General features: G+C 73.3%; 13 protein-coding genes. 1 reads left to right on the top strand and 12 read right to left on the bottom strand.

Annotated elements, in window-relative coordinates:
• Nucleotides 1-14: 14 nt before the first annotated feature.
• The 4 genes from smc to ACZ7RU_RS06120 all read right to left on the bottom strand — a co-directional run bounded on the left by smc (nucleotide 15) and on the right by ACZ7RU_RS06120 (nucleotide 6,215).
• A complete protein-coding gene (gene smc / locus ACZ7RU_RS06135) occupies nucleotides 15-3,605 on the bottom strand; it encodes a chromosome segregation protein SMC (RefSeq protein WP_470339708.1) in 3,591 nt (1,196 codons plus the stop codon).
• A 155-nt stretch (nucleotides 3,606-3,760) separates the two neighbouring features.
• Nucleotides 3,761-3,964 carry a hypothetical protein gene (locus ACZ7RU_RS06130; protein WP_270143783.1) on the bottom strand — a complete coding sequence of 68 codons (204 nt, stop codon included), beginning with the start codon at nucleotides 3,962-3,964 and terminating at the stop codon, nucleotides 3,761-3,763.
• A gap of 447 nt (nucleotides 3,965-4,411) precedes the next feature.
• Nucleotides 4,412-4,711: an acylphosphatase gene (locus ACZ7RU_RS06125; RefSeq protein WP_387759354.1), complete on the bottom strand. Its 300-nt coding sequence runs from the start codon at nucleotides 4,709-4,711 to the stop codon at nucleotides 4,412-4,414.
• A gap of 145 nt (nucleotides 4,712-4,856) precedes the next feature.
• Nucleotides 4,857-6,215: a hypothetical protein gene (locus tag ACZ7RU_RS06120; protein WP_470339707.1), complete on the bottom strand. Its 1,359-nt coding sequence runs from the start codon at nucleotides 6,213-6,215 to the stop codon at nucleotides 4,857-4,859.
• A gap of 320 nt (nucleotides 6,216-6,535) precedes the next feature.
• Between ACZ7RU_RS06120 and ACZ7RU_RS06115 the strand changes: the two genes are divergently transcribed.
• A complete protein-coding gene (locus ACZ7RU_RS06115) occupies nucleotides 6,536-7,456 on the top strand; it encodes a DMT family protein (RefSeq protein ID WP_470339706.1) in 921 nt (306 codons plus the stop codon).
• Nucleotides 7,457-7,518: 62 nt separating this feature from the next.
• Here ACZ7RU_RS06115 and mutM read toward each other — a convergent pair whose 3' ends face one another.
• The 8 genes from mutM to ACZ7RU_RS06075 form a co-directional block, all read right to left on the bottom strand.
• Nucleotides 7,519-8,397 (bottom strand): bifunctional DNA-formamidopyrimidine glycosylase/DNA-(apurinic or apyrimidinic site) lyase, encoded by an 879-nt coding sequence (mutM, locus tag ACZ7RU_RS06110; protein ID WP_470339705.1) that lies wholly within the window; start codon nucleotides 8,395-8,397, stop codon nucleotides 7,519-7,521.
• An 89-nt stretch (nucleotides 8,398-8,486) separates the two neighbouring features.
• Nucleotides 8,487-9,278 carry a ribonuclease III gene (rnc, locus tag ACZ7RU_RS06105; protein ID WP_470339704.1) on the bottom strand — a complete coding sequence of 264 codons (792 nt, stop codon included), beginning with the start codon at nucleotides 9,276-9,278 and terminating at the stop codon, nucleotides 8,487-8,489.
• Between the two features lie 20 nt (nucleotides 9,279-9,298).
• Nucleotides 9,299-9,472, bottom strand: coding sequence for a 50S ribosomal protein L32 (gene rpmF, locus ACZ7RU_RS06100; RefSeq protein ID WP_030056747.1), 174 nt, complete (start codon nucleotides 9,470-9,472; stop codon nucleotides 9,299-9,301).
• Nucleotides 9,473-9,474: 2 nt separating this feature from the next.
• Nucleotides 9,475-10,119, bottom strand: coding sequence for a YceD family protein (locus ACZ7RU_RS06095; RefSeq protein ID WP_470339703.1), 645 nt, complete (start codon nucleotides 10,117-10,119; stop codon nucleotides 9,475-9,477).
• 162 nt (nucleotides 10,120-10,281) lie between these two features.
• Nucleotides 10,282-11,487 (bottom strand): ATP synthase F0 subunit B, encoded by a 1,206-nt coding sequence (locus ACZ7RU_RS06090; protein ID WP_470339702.1) that lies wholly within the window; start codon nucleotides 11,485-11,487, stop codon nucleotides 10,282-10,284.
• A 187-nt stretch (nucleotides 11,488-11,674) separates the two neighbouring features.
• The gene (gene coaD / locus ACZ7RU_RS06085; protein WP_387759340.1) at nucleotides 11,675-12,166 is read right to left on the bottom strand and encodes a pantetheine-phosphate adenylyltransferase; all 492 of its coding nucleotides are present in this window, start codon (nucleotides 12,164-12,166) and stop codon (nucleotides 11,675-11,677) included.
• A gap of 49 nt (nucleotides 12,167-12,215) precedes the next feature.
• Nucleotides 12,216-12,800 (bottom strand): 16S rRNA (guanine(966)-N(2))-methyltransferase RsmD, encoded by a 585-nt coding sequence (gene rsmD / locus ACZ7RU_RS06080; RefSeq protein ID WP_470339701.1) that lies wholly within the window; start codon nucleotides 12,798-12,800, stop codon nucleotides 12,216-12,218.
• Nucleotides 12,801-13,203: 403 nt separating this feature from the next.
• On the bottom strand, nucleotides 13,204-13,737 hold the full coding sequence (locus tag ACZ7RU_RS06075; protein WP_387759335.1) for a hypothetical protein: 534 nt from the start codon (nucleotides 13,735-13,737) through the stop codon (nucleotides 13,204-13,206).
• Nucleotides 13,738-13,837 lie beyond the last annotated feature (100 nt).

The following is a 13,837-nucleotide window of genomic DNA, read 5'->3' as shown; positions in this document are numbered from 1 at the left end:
GGACCGCCGCCGCTCTACACCGATGCGGTTCGCGCGGTCCGGGGCGGCCGTTCCCGGTGCGCCTCGCGCAGCCGCTGGCTGATCACCTGCGAGATGCCGTCGCCCTTCATGGTCACGCCGTAGAGGGCGTCGGCCGACTCCATGGTGAGCTTCTGGTGGGTGATCACGATCAGCTGGGAGCTCTCCCGCAGCTCCTCCATGATCCCGATCAGCCGGCGCAGGTTGGTCTCGTCCAGCGCCGCCTCCACCTCGTCCATCACGTAGAACGGGCTGGGCCGGGCCTTGAAGATCGCCACCAGCAGCGCCACCGCGGTCAGCGAGCGCTCGCCGCCGGACAGCAGCGACAGCCGCTTGACCTTCTTGCCCGGTGGGCGGGCCTCCACCTCGACCCCGGTGGTGAGCATGTCGTCCGGATCGGTCAGCACCAGCCGGCCCTCCCCGCCCGGGAAGAGCCGGGCGAAGACGCTCTCGAACTGGGCGGCGGTGTCGTGGTACGCCGAGGTGAACAGCTGCTCGACCCGCTGGTCCACGTCCCGGACGATGTCCAGCAGGTCGCGCCGGCTGCGCTTGAGGTCGTCCAGCTGCTCGCCGAGGAACCGGTGGCGCTCCTCCAGCGCGGTGAACTCCTCCAGCGCCAGCGGGTTGACCTTGCCGAGCTGCTGGTACGCCTTCTCGGCCGCCCGCAGCCGCTTCTCCTGCTCGGCCCGGACGTACGGGTACGGCTCCCCCGGCTCTCCGCCGTCCTCGGGCGCGGACGGCGGGACGGGCTGGTCCGGGCCGTACGCGGCGATCAGCTCGCCGCCGTCGATGCCGAACTCCTCCAGCGCGCGGGCTTCCAGCTGCTCGATCCGCAGCCGCTTCTCGGCGCGCAGCACCTCGTCCCGGTGCCCGGCGTCGACCAGCTTGTCCAGCTCCTCCTTGAGCCCGCGGCCGTGTTCCCGGTGCTCGCGCAGCTCGTGCTCGCGCTCGGTGCGCGCCTGTTCGACGGCCGCCCGCCCGGCGTCCGCGCGGGCCAGCGACACCTCCAGGCAGGCCAGCAGCTGCCGGGCGCCCGCCGCGACGGCGTTCGCCACCGTGGCGTCGTGCTCGGCGCGCCGGCGGCGCTCGGCGGCCCGGGCGCGCGCCTCGCGCTCGGCGCGGGCGGCCCGGTCCAGCTGGTCGGCCCGGCCGGTCAGGGCGCGGACCCGCTCCTCGTGGGTGCGCACCGCGAGCCGGGCCTCCAGTTCGGCCTGCCGGGCGGCGCCGGCAGCCTCGGCCAGCCGCTGCTGCTCGGCGGTGTCCGGCTCGTCCTCCCCCGCCTGCGCCGACTCCTCGGCGGCGGCCAGGCGCCGCGCCAACTCCTCGGCACTGTCGAGCAGTTCGGTCAGTCCCTGCTCGGCGCGCGCGGCGGCGGCCGACAGCCGCCCGGCCTCCGCGGCGGCGGCCCGGGCCTGCCCGCCGAGCCGGCCGAGCGCCCCGGCGACCTGGGCCCGCTCCCGCTCCTCCTGCCGTCGCTGCTCGGCCAGTCGCTCCACCTCGGCGGCCGACTCGCGCCGCCGCTCGGCGAGTTCGGCCAGCCGCTCGGCCGACTCGGCGCAGCGGGCGGTGAGTTCACCGATCGCCCGGGCCGCCTCGTCCACCGCCGCCTGGGTCTCCAGCAGGCTCGGCGCGCCGCCGGAGCCGCCCTGGGCGAAGCCGGCGCCGAGCCGGTCCCCGTCGGCGGTGACGGCGCAGAGCCCGGGGTGCGAGTCGACCAGCCGCAGCGCCCAGTCGAGGTCGGCGACCACCGCCACCCCGGCCAGCAGCCGCCGGACGGAACCGATCAACTCGGCCGGTCCGTCGACCAGTTCGGCCGCCCACCGGGCGCCGTCCGGCAGCCCCCCGGCCGTCTCCGCCAGGTCGGCGACACCGGCGATCAGCAGCGCGGCCCGGCCGGCCTCCTCGGCCCGCAGCAGCCGCACCGCCCCGGCGGCGGCGGACGGCGAGTCGACGGCCACCGCGTCGGCCGCCGCACCGAGCGCCGCGGCGAGCGGCACCTCGTACCCGGCCTCGATCCGCAGCAGCGCGGCCGCCGGGCCGAGCAGTCCGCCCAGTCGCTCCCCCGCGTCGAGCAGCGCGCCGGTGCCGTCCTTGCGGCGCAGCCCGAGCGAGAGCGCCTCGTGCCGCGCGGTCAGCCCGGCCCGCTCGCGCTCGGCGGCGCCCGCCGTCTCCCGGGCCGCGGCGAGCTCCGCCTCGACGGCGGCCAGCCGCTCGCGCGCCCGCTGGTACCCGGCCTCGGCCTGTTCGTCGTCCCCCGCCAGGCCGTCCACCTGCCGCTGGAGTTCGTCCAGTTCGCCCTGGGCGGCCTCGGCGCGCAGCAGCGCCTCGTCCCTGGCCTCGGTGAGCCGGCCGGTCTCGGCCTGCGCCGCGGCGGCCTTGGAGCCGGCGGCGGCGGCCTGTCCCTGGAGCCGGGCCAGGCCCTCCCGGCGGTCGGCGATCGCCCGGGCGGCGTCCCGCAGCCGGCGCTCCTCGGCGGCCAGCTCCCGCTCCACGCCGTCCTTGCGCTCGACCGCCTCGGCCAGCGCGTACCGCGCCTCCTCCAGTGCCTCGGTCAGCGCGGCCTCCTCCTCGCGGACCCGTTCGGCCTCCCGTTCCAGCTCCTCCGGGTCGCGCCCGCGCCGCTCCTCGCCCCGGCCCCCGGCGACGGCGTGCCGGGCGCGGGCCTCGGCCAGCCCGATGGTGCCGCGGGTGCGCTCGGCGAGCGCGGAGAGCCGGTACCAGGTCTGCCGGGCGGTCTCCAGGCCGGGCCCGAGCTGCTGGACCTGCGCCTCCAGGACGCGTTCGCGCTGCACCGCGCGGGCCAGCTCCTGTTCGACGGTGGTACGGCGCAGCCGCAGCGCCAGTTCGTCCGCGATCTCGGCCTCGACCGCCCGGCGGAGCGTGCACAGGTCGTCGGCGAGCAGCCGCAGCCGGGCGTCGCGCAGGTCGGCCTGGATGCCGGCGGCCCGGCGGGCGATCCGGGCCTGTCGGCCGAGCGGTCCGAGCTGGCGGCGCAGTTCCGCCACCAGGTCCTGGACCCGGTTGAGGTTGGCCTGCATCGCGTCCAGCTTCCGCAGCGCCTTCTCCTTGCGCTTGCGGTGCTTGAGGACGCCGGCCGCCTCCTCGATGAAGGCGCGGCGGCCCATCGGGTCGGCGTGCAGGACGGAGTCCAGTTGCCCCTGCCCGACGATGACGTGCATCTCGCGGCCGATGCCGGAGTCGGAGAGCAGTTCCTGGATGTCCAGCAGGCGGCAGGTCTCGCCGTTGAGGGCGTACTCGCTGCCGCCGTTGCGGAACATGGTCCGGGTGATCGTCACCTCGGAGTAGTCGATCGGCAGGGCGCCGTCACCGTTGTCGATGGTGAGGCTGACCTCGGCCCGGCCGAGCGGGGCGCGCCCGCTGGTCCCGGCGAAGATGACGTCCTCCATCTTGCCGCCGCGCAGCGACTTGGCCCCCTGCTCGCCCATCACCCAGGACAGCGCGTCGACCACGTTCGACTTGCCGGAGCCGTTCGGACCGACGACGCAGGTGATGCCGGGCTCGAAGCGCAGGGTGGTGCTGGAGGCGAAGGACTTGAACCCGCGCAGCGTCAGGCTCTTCAGGTGCACGCGGCCGATCCCCTCTGTCGCTCACGACGGGAACCGACTGTATCGGGAGTCCGACACGACGAAGGGACGCCACATCCGGGCGTCCCTTGCAAGCTGCGTCCCTTGCGGGGCGGCTCAGTGCACAGCGGCGTCGATCTGCGAGGACCGGGCGGGACTCAGGTGAGAGCCGGCTCCCGCTGATCCAGATCGATGCTGTTGAGCAGCGAGTGCTCGCCAGCGACAGCGGTCAGTGCGTCGTTCTCAGCCTGCATCCGAAGGAGCTCGGCTTCAAGATCCTGGACGCGCTGCTGAAGCCGTCGCATCTCGGAGAGCATTCGCGGGTCGGGGCCGCCGACGTACCCGAGAAGCGCCTTTGCCATGATGAATGGTCCTCCACGCTGAGTGACCGAACCGGAACGGTCCAGGTCTAGGGGGAAGGGGGACGCACGCGCGGCGCGCCACCCGAAGTGCTGGCTGGGCACTACGGCACAACCACCGTGAGCTGGGCTCACGAGGGCATGCGCCTACCGGGAGAACGCGGTCGTGTGCGCGGGCTTCCAGCGTCTCACCAAAGACGGAAAGGGTCAACACGATCACCGCACGCTACCGCGCCCCTGTCACCTGCCCGGCGGTGTCGTCACGCCTGGGGGGTTCCGGGACGGGTCCACCACGTGCTCGTGGATCATCGTTCGATGCGGAGTCAACCACGAGTCTGCCCGGATGGCAACCTCGTGACACCGCCGGTTCCCGATCTTTTCGCGGAAGCCCGCGCGGCGGGCCGCCGGTGGGGCGCCGACAGGTGTCCTCCGGGCCGGCCCGGAGGCGGTTCAGCGGATCTCGAAACCCTCGTAACCGGCACCGACGGCCGTCCAGATCTCGGTGACCCCGCTGACGTTCCCCGGGGTCCCCGGCCCGCGCAGCCGGGCCAGCAGCTGTTCGCAGTCGGGGGCGAGCCCCTCGGCCACCACCTGCACCCGGCCGTCACCCAGATTGCTGGCGTAGCCGGTCAGTCCGATCTCCAGCGCCCGCGCCCTGGTCCACCAGCGGAAGCCGACCTGCTGGACCTTCCCTCGGACCCAGGCGGTCACCCGGACCGGTTCCTCACTGTGGGCGTCGCGACCGTGCATGCCCCGACCCTAGGACACGCCCCGACCGCCCGCGCGCCCGACCGCCCGACCGCCCGACCGCCCGACCGCCCGACCGCCCGGAGGAACGGGAGCGGCCCCGCCGGAGCACCGGCGGGGCCGCTGGGCGGACGGTCGGGCCGGCGGACTACCAGTCCCCGCCGCCGAAGTCGCCGCCACCGCCGAAGTCGCCACCGCCACCGAAGTCGCCGCCACCGAACCCGCCGAAGTCGCCACCGTTGAAGTCCGCGCCGGTGAAGTCACCGCCCTCGTTCTGGTCCTGGTAGCCGTGGCCACCGTCCATCATCGGCGCGGCCGCGTAGGCCGGGGAGCTCATCACCGAGCCGAGCATGGTGCCGACCAGCAGGGCCGGCAGCAGCCCGCCGCCGAAGCCGCCGTAGTAGCCGCCCGCGTACGGGGCGTACGCCGGGCCGGCGTTCCAGTACGGCTGCGGGCCGTGCTCGGTGTCCACGGTGCGGACGGCCGGGTCGAGGCCGGCCGCCACCCGGTCCGCGTCGGCCTGGCAGACCGGCACGGAACGGGCCGAGCCGCCCGCCGGGGACCAGTCCACGTCCTTGACGGACGGGCCGTGCCGCGGGTCCATGAAGCACGGGGGACGGCGCTCGGGCAGCGGGCTCTTGTCCCGCCGGGCGCTCAGGGTGGCCAGCGCGAACCGGCCGTCCTCGATCGCCTCGGTGACCTGCTTGACGTCCTCCGGCCGCTTGGCCTCGTCCATCAGCCGCTTGGACTTCTCGTACGAGTCCAGGGCGTGGGTGTAGTCGGTGCGCTGGGCGTCGTCGGCGTCGGCCGCGGCCGGGTTGAAGTCGAGCCGGTCCAGCTCCTCGCCGAAGGCGGTGATGTCCTCGTCCACCACCCGGCGCAGCTGCTCCAGCTCGGCCCGGGCTTGCTCCTCCTTGCGCTTCTTGGCGCGGCGGAAGAGCAGGAAGACACCGGCGCCGGCCAGCGCGACCAGCACCACCGGGACGACCACCCAGGCGATCGAGGTGCTGTGGTTGACGCCGGTGCCCTTGGTCTGCGGGGCGGCCTGGTCGACGAACTCGTTCAGGGTGGCGTTGATGTCGCCGTTGTTCGAGCGGAAGGCCGCGCCGGCGATCCGCTCCGGGAGGCCGGCGCCCAGCGCGCCCCGGTCGGCCCGGGCGGTGAACTGGTCACCGCGCCAGACCGCGTACACCCCGTCGATGCCGACCTTGGTGCGGAGGTCCTTGAAGACCGTGTCCTTGGCATAGGAGGGCGAGTCGGGGACCACCGCGACGAAGATCGGCTTGTCGTCCTCGTCGATCTTCTTGGTCAGGGCGTCGGCCTGGGCCTGGCTGAAGCGGCCCGTCATCGCCGGGTCGACGTAGACCTGGCCCTTCTTCAGGGTGGCCGCGGCATCGCTCAGCCCGGCCGCCGAGGCCGCCGGCGCCAGCAGGAGCAGCAGCCCGAGCAGCGCCGCCACCAGGGCCAGCGGCCCGGCGCCCCGGGAAGGTCGTGCAAGGGTTCTCATGCCCCCGACGCTACCGCGACCGGCCCCCGAGCACGCCATACCCTTCGCATACTGGTGTTGACAAGGGTCCCCGCCGACCGCCGGGGCCGCTCCCCTCCTCGGGGATGATGTTTCCCCCGGCCATCCCTGAACCGGGAACCGCCCGGGAACCACGGAAGGCCCCCGGACGTACGTTCCGGCAGGCCCGGCCCGGTTCCGGGGTACTCCGGGGGGCGTGCCGACCGTACCGTGCGAACCGGCATAGTGGTCCCGGACCACCGGTCCCATTGCCTTTTCTTTACTCAGCCCGTTCCTGACCCAACTCCCGATCGGAGCGCTCGGTGATCATCGGCCTCGTCACCGCCGTGGCGGCATCCGCCTGCTACGGCACCGGCTCGGTCCTCCAGGCCGTCGGCTCCCGCCGCTCCGCCCGGGAGGAGGCGGCCAAGGGCGCCACCAGCTCGACCACCGAGCACGGCGGCCCGAGCCTCTCCTCGACCGCGAAGGCCGCCGTCACCTGGGAGTTCATCCTCGGCACGGTGCTCGACCTGATCGGTTTCGGGCTCGGCGCGCTGGCCGCCCGGCTGCTGCCGCTGTTCCTCTCCCAGACCATCATCAGCGCCAACCTGGTGATCACCGCGGTGCTCAGCATCAAGCTGCTGGGCATCCGCCTCAAGCAGCTGGAGTGGGCCTCGATCGCGGTGCTCTGCTCGGCGCTGGTGCTGCTGGCCGTGTCGGCCGGGCCGGAGGGCGGCCACCACGCGGCGATGTCCTTCCACTGGTTGCTGCTGATCGTCACCACCGTGCTGTTGGTCGGCGGCAGCCTGGTGGTGCGGCGGATGGGCGCCAACGGCGCGATCGTCGCCGGTCTGCTCTCCGGCCTCGGCTTCGGCGCCCTGGGCGTGGGGGTGCGCGTCCTCAACGGCATCGAGCCGTTCGACCTCGGCTCGCTGCTCACCGACCCGGCGCTCTACGCGGTCCTGGTCGGCGGCATCGGCGGCATGTACATCCACACCGTGGCGCTCCAGATCGGCTCGGTGAACGGCGCGACCGCCGCCCTGGTGGTCGGCGAGACGGTGCTGCCCGGCGCGGCCGGCGTGCTCTGGCTCGGGGACTCCACCAAGGCCGGCCTCGGCTGGCTCGGCGTGATCGGCTTCCTGCTGGCGGTGGTCGCCGCGGTGGGGGTCGCCTACTTCGGCCAGGACACCCACGGCACCCCCGGGGAGGCGTCCGCGGAGGAGCCCGAACTCGCCCGCAAGTAGCCCTGGGTGCGGCCCGTGGGTCCCCGTCGGATTCCGGAGGGGCCCACGGGCCGCACCCTGTCTCAGGCCCCGCCGCGGGTGCGCGGCACGGGCTGGCAGCGGGGGCAGAAGTAGCTGGAGCGGTTCATCCAGGCCGCCCGACGGATGGGGGTGCCGCAGCGGCGGCAGGGCTCCTGCTCGCGGCCGTAGGCGTCGAGGTCCCGGGAGAAGTAGCCGCTCTCGCCGTTCACGTTGACGTAGAGGCTGTCGAAGCTGGTCCCGCCGACGGCGAGCGCCGCGGTCATCACGTCCCGGGCGTTGGCCAGCAGCAGCAGGGCCTGCGGGCGGGTGAGCGTCGCGGTCGGACGGTCGTAGTGCAGCTTCGAGCGCCACAGCGCCTCGTCGGCGTAGATGTTGCCGACGCCGCTGATCAGGGTCTGGTCGAGCAGGGCGCGCTTGACGGTGGTCCGCCTGGCGCGCAGCGCGGCCGCGAAGGCGGGGTCGTCGAAGCGGGGGTCGAGCGGGTCGCGGGCGATGTGCGCGATGGAGACCGGGGTGCCCTCCGGGTCCCCGTCCTCGGCCTCCTCGACCGCCAGGCCGCCGAAGGTCCGCTGGTCGACGAAGCGCAGTTCGCGCCCGCCGTCGGCGAAGCGCAGCCGCACCCGCAGGTGCTTCTCGTCGGGGACGGACGGGTCCTGGACGAGCAGCTGGCCGCTCATCCCGAGGTGGCCGATCAGCGAGAACCCCGCCCCGGTACCGGCCAGCGGCACCCACAGGTACTTGCCGCGCCGCTGCGCGGTGCCGAGGGTGGTGCCGTTCAGCCGGGCCGCGAAGTCCGCCGCGCCGGCCGGCTGGCGGCGCACCGCGCGCGGGTGCAGCACCTGGACGTCGGCGACGGTCCGTCCGGCCACCCAGTTGGCCAGACCACGGCGGACGACCTCGACCTCGGGAAGTTCGGGCACGGGAACACGCCTCCTGCTCGGTAAGGATCAGCAGGAGTGAAGGCTACTCGGACGCGTCGTTGCCCGGTGGGGTGCCCACCGGGCCCGCGCTACGCCCCGGCGGGCAGCCGGTCGGCGTACTTCTCCTTGATCGCGCGCCAGGCGCTCTCGGCGGCCTTCTGCTCGGCTTCCTTCTTCGAGCGGCCGACGCCGCTGCCGAAGTCCTCGCCGGCCACCCGGGCCGCTGCGGTGAAGGTCTTCTCGTGGTCCGGACCGGACTCCATGACCACGTACTCCGGCACTCCGATGCCCACCGAGGCGGTGAGCTCCTGGAGGCTGGTCTTCCAGTCCAGGCCGGCGCCCAGCTGAGAGGACTCCTCGATCAGCGGGTCGAACAGCCGGTGGACGAACTCGGTGGCCGCGTCCAGTCCCTGGTCCAGGTAGACGGCGCCGATCACGGCCTCGACGGTGTCGGCGAGGATCGACGACTTGTCGCGGCCGCCGGTACCCTCCTCGCCCTTGCCGAGGCGGATGAACGCGCCGAGTTCCAGGCCGCGGCCGACGTCCGCGAGCGCGCGGGAGTTGACCACCGCGGCGCGCAGCTTGGCGAGCGTGCCCTCCGGGACGTCCGGGTGGACGCGGTAGAGGGTGTCCGTCACCACCAGGCCCAGCACCGAGTCGCCGAGGAACTCCAGGCGCTCGTTGGTGGGCAGCCCGCCGTTCTCGTACGCGTACGAGCGGTGGGTCAGGGCACGTACCAGAAGGGCGCGCTCGAGTGTGTACCCGAGGCGCCCTTCCAGGACGTCGTATTCGGTCGAAGCCGGCCCGCCGGCCTTGCCACCGCCTGAAGAGGAACCCTTCGGGGCGGGGGACGCCTTGCGGGTGGAGTTACCGTCCGACATCGATCCGTACACCCCGCCGATCAGACCGAGAGGACCTGGCGACGGTTGTACGTGCCGCAGCTCGGGCACGCGATGTGGCCGAGCTTCGGCTCGTGGCAGCGGTCGCACGCCACGAGGGCCGGAACGACGGCCTTCCAGTTGGAACGGCGGTGGCGCGTGTTGCTGCGCGACATCTTCCGCTTCGGAACAGCCACGGCTACTTCTCCTGGTTCTCGGCGAGACCCTCACGGGTGTCGCTGTTCTTGGATCCGTCACCCTCGTCGCCGGGGGCGGCGGAGAGTCCCTGCAGAGCCGCCCACCGGGGGTCGACGGCATCGTGGTGGTGCGCCGGGTCGTCACTCAGGCGCGCTCCGCACTCGGAACACAGGCCCAGGCAGTCTTCCTGGCACACCGGCTGCAACGGCAGTGCGAGCACCACCGCGTCACGCAGCACCGGCCGGAGGTCGAAGAAGTCGCCCTCCAGACGGTAAGTCTCTTCTTCCGAGTCCTCGTCGAGGTCCTCGGCCCCGGCGGTCCGGGCGCGGTGGCGCTCGTCGGACTCCGGGTAGTAGTACAGCTCCTGGAAGTCCACGTCGAGGTCGAACTCGACGGGCTCCAGGCACCGGACGCACTCGCCCTCGACGTGGGTCTCGGCGGTGCCGGTGACCAGCACGCCCTCGACCACGGACTCCAGGCGGAGCTCCAGCTCGATCGGGCTCTTCTCCGGCACGCCGATCACGTCGATGATCCCGAAGCCCTCAGGGGCCTCCAGGGTCCGGCTCACCTTGCGCATCGAGCCCGGGCGACGTCCGAGCTCGTGCGTGTCGAACACGAGGGGGTCGCGGTGGTCGAGGCGGTTCACGGTGTCCTGACTTCCATGGGGAATCTTCGATTGCGTCTCCGTCCGGACGGCGTTGCGCGGGCAAGCCGACAGCCGGACAGGGAGAGGCCGGAGTGGTCAGACTACCGGAGTCTCCCGCCAGGCCCAACTTCGGTCCCGTCAGGAGACTCCCCGACGTGCTGCTCAGCGCCCGCCGAGCTCCCGCAGCCTGGTCATGTCGATCATGCTGGTGTCGAAGAAGCTGGTCTCGTCCAGGCCCTGGGCCTGCCCCTGCCCCTGCTGGCCCTGGCCCTGCCCCTGCTGCTGATGCGGCACGGCCGGCGGGGTGGCGGGCGGCTGGGGGTAGGTGTAGCCGTCGTACGACTGCGTGGCGTAGGCCGGCGGCTGCTGCTGCTCGGGATAGCCGTAGCCGCCCTGCTGCTGGTCCGGGTAGCCCTGCTGCTGGTAGCCGCCCTGCTGCTGGCCCCACTGGGTGTTGTACGGGTCCCCCTGGCCGGCCGGGTCGTAGCCGCCGCCGTACACCTCGGCGTACTGCCCGCCCTGCTGCTGGGCGGCCGCGTACTGGTCGGCGCCGGGGGCCTGCCAGCCCGCCGCGGCCGGGGTCTGCTCCGGCCAGGTCTGCTGCTGCGGGACGTCCTCGCGGTACCAGGCGATGTCCGCGCCGTCGGCGTCGTGGGCGAAGCCCGCCGCCACCGCCTCGGCCCGCTCCTTGGCCTCCTGGGCCTGGTCGGCGGCGGCCAGGTAGGCGCCCAGCTCGTCGATGGGCCGCTTGCCGAGCAGCTTGTCGCGGCCCTTGCCGACCGCCTCCAGAGTGGCGCCGAGCACGTTCTCCAGGGTGGCGAGCTTCACATCGACGTACTCGTCGACCTCGGGGCTCGGGCTGATCCGCTGCGGGCGGAACTCCTCGCCGTCGGTCTCGCCGTCGGCCTCGGTCTCGAAGACGCTGGAGTCGCCGCGCAGCTTGGTGCGCCCGCGGCCGACCGCGCCGAGCGTCTTGGTCAGCACGACCTCGAAGTTGGCGAGCTTGCTGTCCACGTAGTCGTCGGCCTCGGCCAGCTTGGCGTCGACCTCGGCGCGCGCCTCGGCGAGGATCCGGTCGGCCTGGGCCCGGGCCTGGCGGACCACCTCGGTGTCCGAGATCAGCGAGCCGCGCTCGGCGTGCGCGCCCTGGATGATCCGCTCGGCCTCGGCCTGGGCGCCGGCCACCACCTGCTCGTGGTCGGCCATCACCGACTGGGCCTGGGCGAGTTCGGCGGGCAGGGCCGACCTGAGGTCGTTCAGCAGGCCGATCAGCTCGGCCCGGTTCACCACGCAGGAGGCCGACATCGGCATCGAGCGGGCGTTCTCGACCGCCGCCACGATCTCGTCGACCTTGTTCTGCACGTCCACGGGGCTTCGTCTTTCCGTGTGCCGCCGACGGTCCGGCGGAGGCAGGCCCGACGCGGTGGACCTCACCGCGGGGCAGGAATACAGACTGTACGGCCAGTGCGCTGCGGGGTCACAACGCCCGAGCCGAACCGGTCTCCCGCCCCCGGGACAATCCATGACGAACCGGCAGAAAGGGACAGGCAGCGGACTACTGCTGGGCCTTGCGCTCCGCGATCCGCTCGACCAGCCGGCGGTGCACCGTCTCCGGCAGCAGGTGCGAGACGTCGCCGCCGTACGAGGCGACCTCCTTGACCAGCGTCGAGGAGAGGAAGCTGTACGTCGGCGAGGTCGGCAGGAAGAGCGTCTCGACGCCGGTCAGGCCGTGGTTCATCTGGGCCATCTGCAGCTCGTAGTCGAAGTCGCTGACCGCGCGCAGGCCCTTGACGATGGCCGGGATGTCCCGCTCGCGGCAGAAGTCCACCAGCAGGCCGAGGTGCGCCTCGACCACCACGTTCCCGTACTGGGCGGTGGTCTCCTCGATCAGCTCGATCCGCTCCTCGACGGTGAACATGCCCTGCTTGTTGCGGTTGATCGCCACCGCGACGTGCACGACGTCGTACAGCTTCGAGGCCCGCTCGATGATGTCGAGGTGGCCGTTGGTGATCGGGTCGAACGATCCGGGACAGACGGCTCGGCGCATGGCGTTTGTGCTCCCTCGTGGGGTGACGACTGCAGCGGGCCGCGGCCCGCTATTCCTGCTCACCGGCCGCGGCGGCGGCGCGACCGTACCAGAGCGTGCCCTCGCCGTAGCGGCGGGAGCGCAGCCCCTCGAAACCCTCGGGCCAGTCGAACTCGCCGCCACGGGTGCTGCGCTCCACGGTGACGAGTGCGTCCTCCGCGAGCCAGCCCGTGGCCAGGAGTGTGATCAGCATCTCGCGCAGTTCCGCGTCCGTCACGGCGTACGGCGGGTCGAGGAACACCAGGTCGTACGGGGTCTGCGGAGGCGGGCCGACGATCACCTTCTCCGCCCTGGCGGCCCGCACCTCGGCCCCCGGCAGGCCGATCGTCCGGACGTTCTCCCGGATCACCCGGGCCGCCTGGCCGTCCGCCTCGACCAGCAGGACGTGCTCGGCGCCGCGCGACAGCGCCTCCAGCCCGACCGCGCCCGATCCGCCGAACAGGTCCAGCATCCGGGCCCCGTGCACGGTGCCGCGCAGCGCCTCCAGGGTGGAGAACATCGCCTCACGGGCCTTGTCGGAGGTCGGTCGGGTGCCCCGGCCGGGCGGTACGGCCAGCCGGCGGCCACCGGCCGCCCCGGCGATCACGCGGGTCATGGTGGTGGAACGTCCTTTCGTCGCTGCCCGACCACGCTATCCCGCCCCGAGCCGAAGGGGCGCGCCGGTGTCGAGAGGGAGAAGCGAGGGAGCGAGGAACGAACGAGGGAGCGCCGACCGTCGGCACCGGGCCGGAGCGCCCCGGAGGCGAGCGGGCGAGTCACAGCCCCGAGCCGAAGGGGTGCGCCGGTGTCGAGAGGGAGAAGCGAGGGAGCGAGGAACGAGCGAGGGAGCGCCGACCGTCGGCACCGGGCCGGAGCGCCCCGGAGGCGAGCGGGCGAGTCACAGCCCCGAGCCGAAGGGGTGCGCCGGTGCCGAGAGGGAGAAGCGAGGGAGCGCCGGCGGGTCACAGCCGCGGCCCGGCGGGATGCTCCCGCCGGGCCGCGTGCTCGCACTCGGGTGGTCAGCTCGCCTCGGAGCCCGCCGCCGGGGCCGGGGTGCCCGCGCCGAGCAGGGCCGGCGAGGCGTAGCGGGACCAGGACAGGCAGCCGTCGGGCGGGCAGAACTCGGGGCGGCGCGGGTCGTGCCCGAGCTCGCGCAGCTTGGTCCGGACGGAGTCGGGCGTGCGGCCGAAGCGGGCGGCGATCCGGGCGATGGTCTCGCCGTCGTGGAAGCGCCGGACCAGTTCCTCCTCGTGCTGCGGCACCCAGGGGGCGCCGTGGCCGGGGTACAGCTCGCGCAGCACGTCGCGGTCGGGGATGGGCTCGGAGACATCGGCGACGATCGCCAGCGCCCGCAGCGCGCGGTTGAGCGCGATCCGCAGCGAGGCGACGTCCTCGACCGGCAGGCGGAGCTTGCCCGAGGCGAGCGGCGCGGCGGCCGCCCCCTCGCGCCAGCCGGTCAGGGTGAGGGTGACCTCGCGGTCGTCGTCGCTGGCGAGTTCGATCCGGAAGACCTTGTCGCCCAGCGGGAGCTCGTTGAGATGACGGAATGCCATGGCTTGACCCCCAAGTGTCGTGCCAGGTACGCACCTTGGGGGTGCGCCCTGAACACCTTCATTCTCTCCCGGGGGTCTGACAATCCGACCTGTCCGGGAC

The organism is Kitasatospora sp. NPDC114501 (genome assembly GCF_055633695.1).
The sequence above is the reverse complement of the archived record's forward strand: the minus strand, read 5'-3'. Positions and strand labels throughout refer to the sequence as shown.

Coding starts and splice junctions, on each gene's coding strand:
- ACZ7RU_RS06130 (WP_270143783.1), bottom strand. CDS start 3,964: ATGGCAAAGGCGCTTCTCGGGTACGTCGGCGGCCCCGACCCGCGAATG.
- ACZ7RU_RS06125 (WP_387759354.1), bottom strand. CDS start 4,711: ATGCACGGTCGCGACGCCCACAGTGAGGAACCGGTCCGGGTGACCGCC.
- ACZ7RU_RS06120 (WP_470339707.1), bottom strand. CDS start 6,215: ATGAGAACCCTTGCACGACCTTCCCGGGGCGCCGGGCCGCTGGCCCTG.
- rnc (WP_470339704.1), bottom strand. CDS start 9,278: ATGTCGGACGGTAACTCCACCCGCAAGGCGTCCCCCGCCCCGAAGGGT.
- coaD (WP_387759340.1), bottom strand. CDS start 12,166: ATGCGCCGAGCCGTCTGTCCCGGATCGTTCGACCCGATCACCAACGGC.
- rsmD (WP_470339701.1), bottom strand. CDS start 12,800: ATGACCCGCGTGATCGCCGGGGCGGCCGGTGGCCGCCGGCTGGCCGTA.
- ACZ7RU_RS06075 (WP_387759335.1), bottom strand. CDS start 13,737: ATGGCATTCCGTCATCTCAACGAGCTCCCGCTGGGCGACAAGGTCTTC.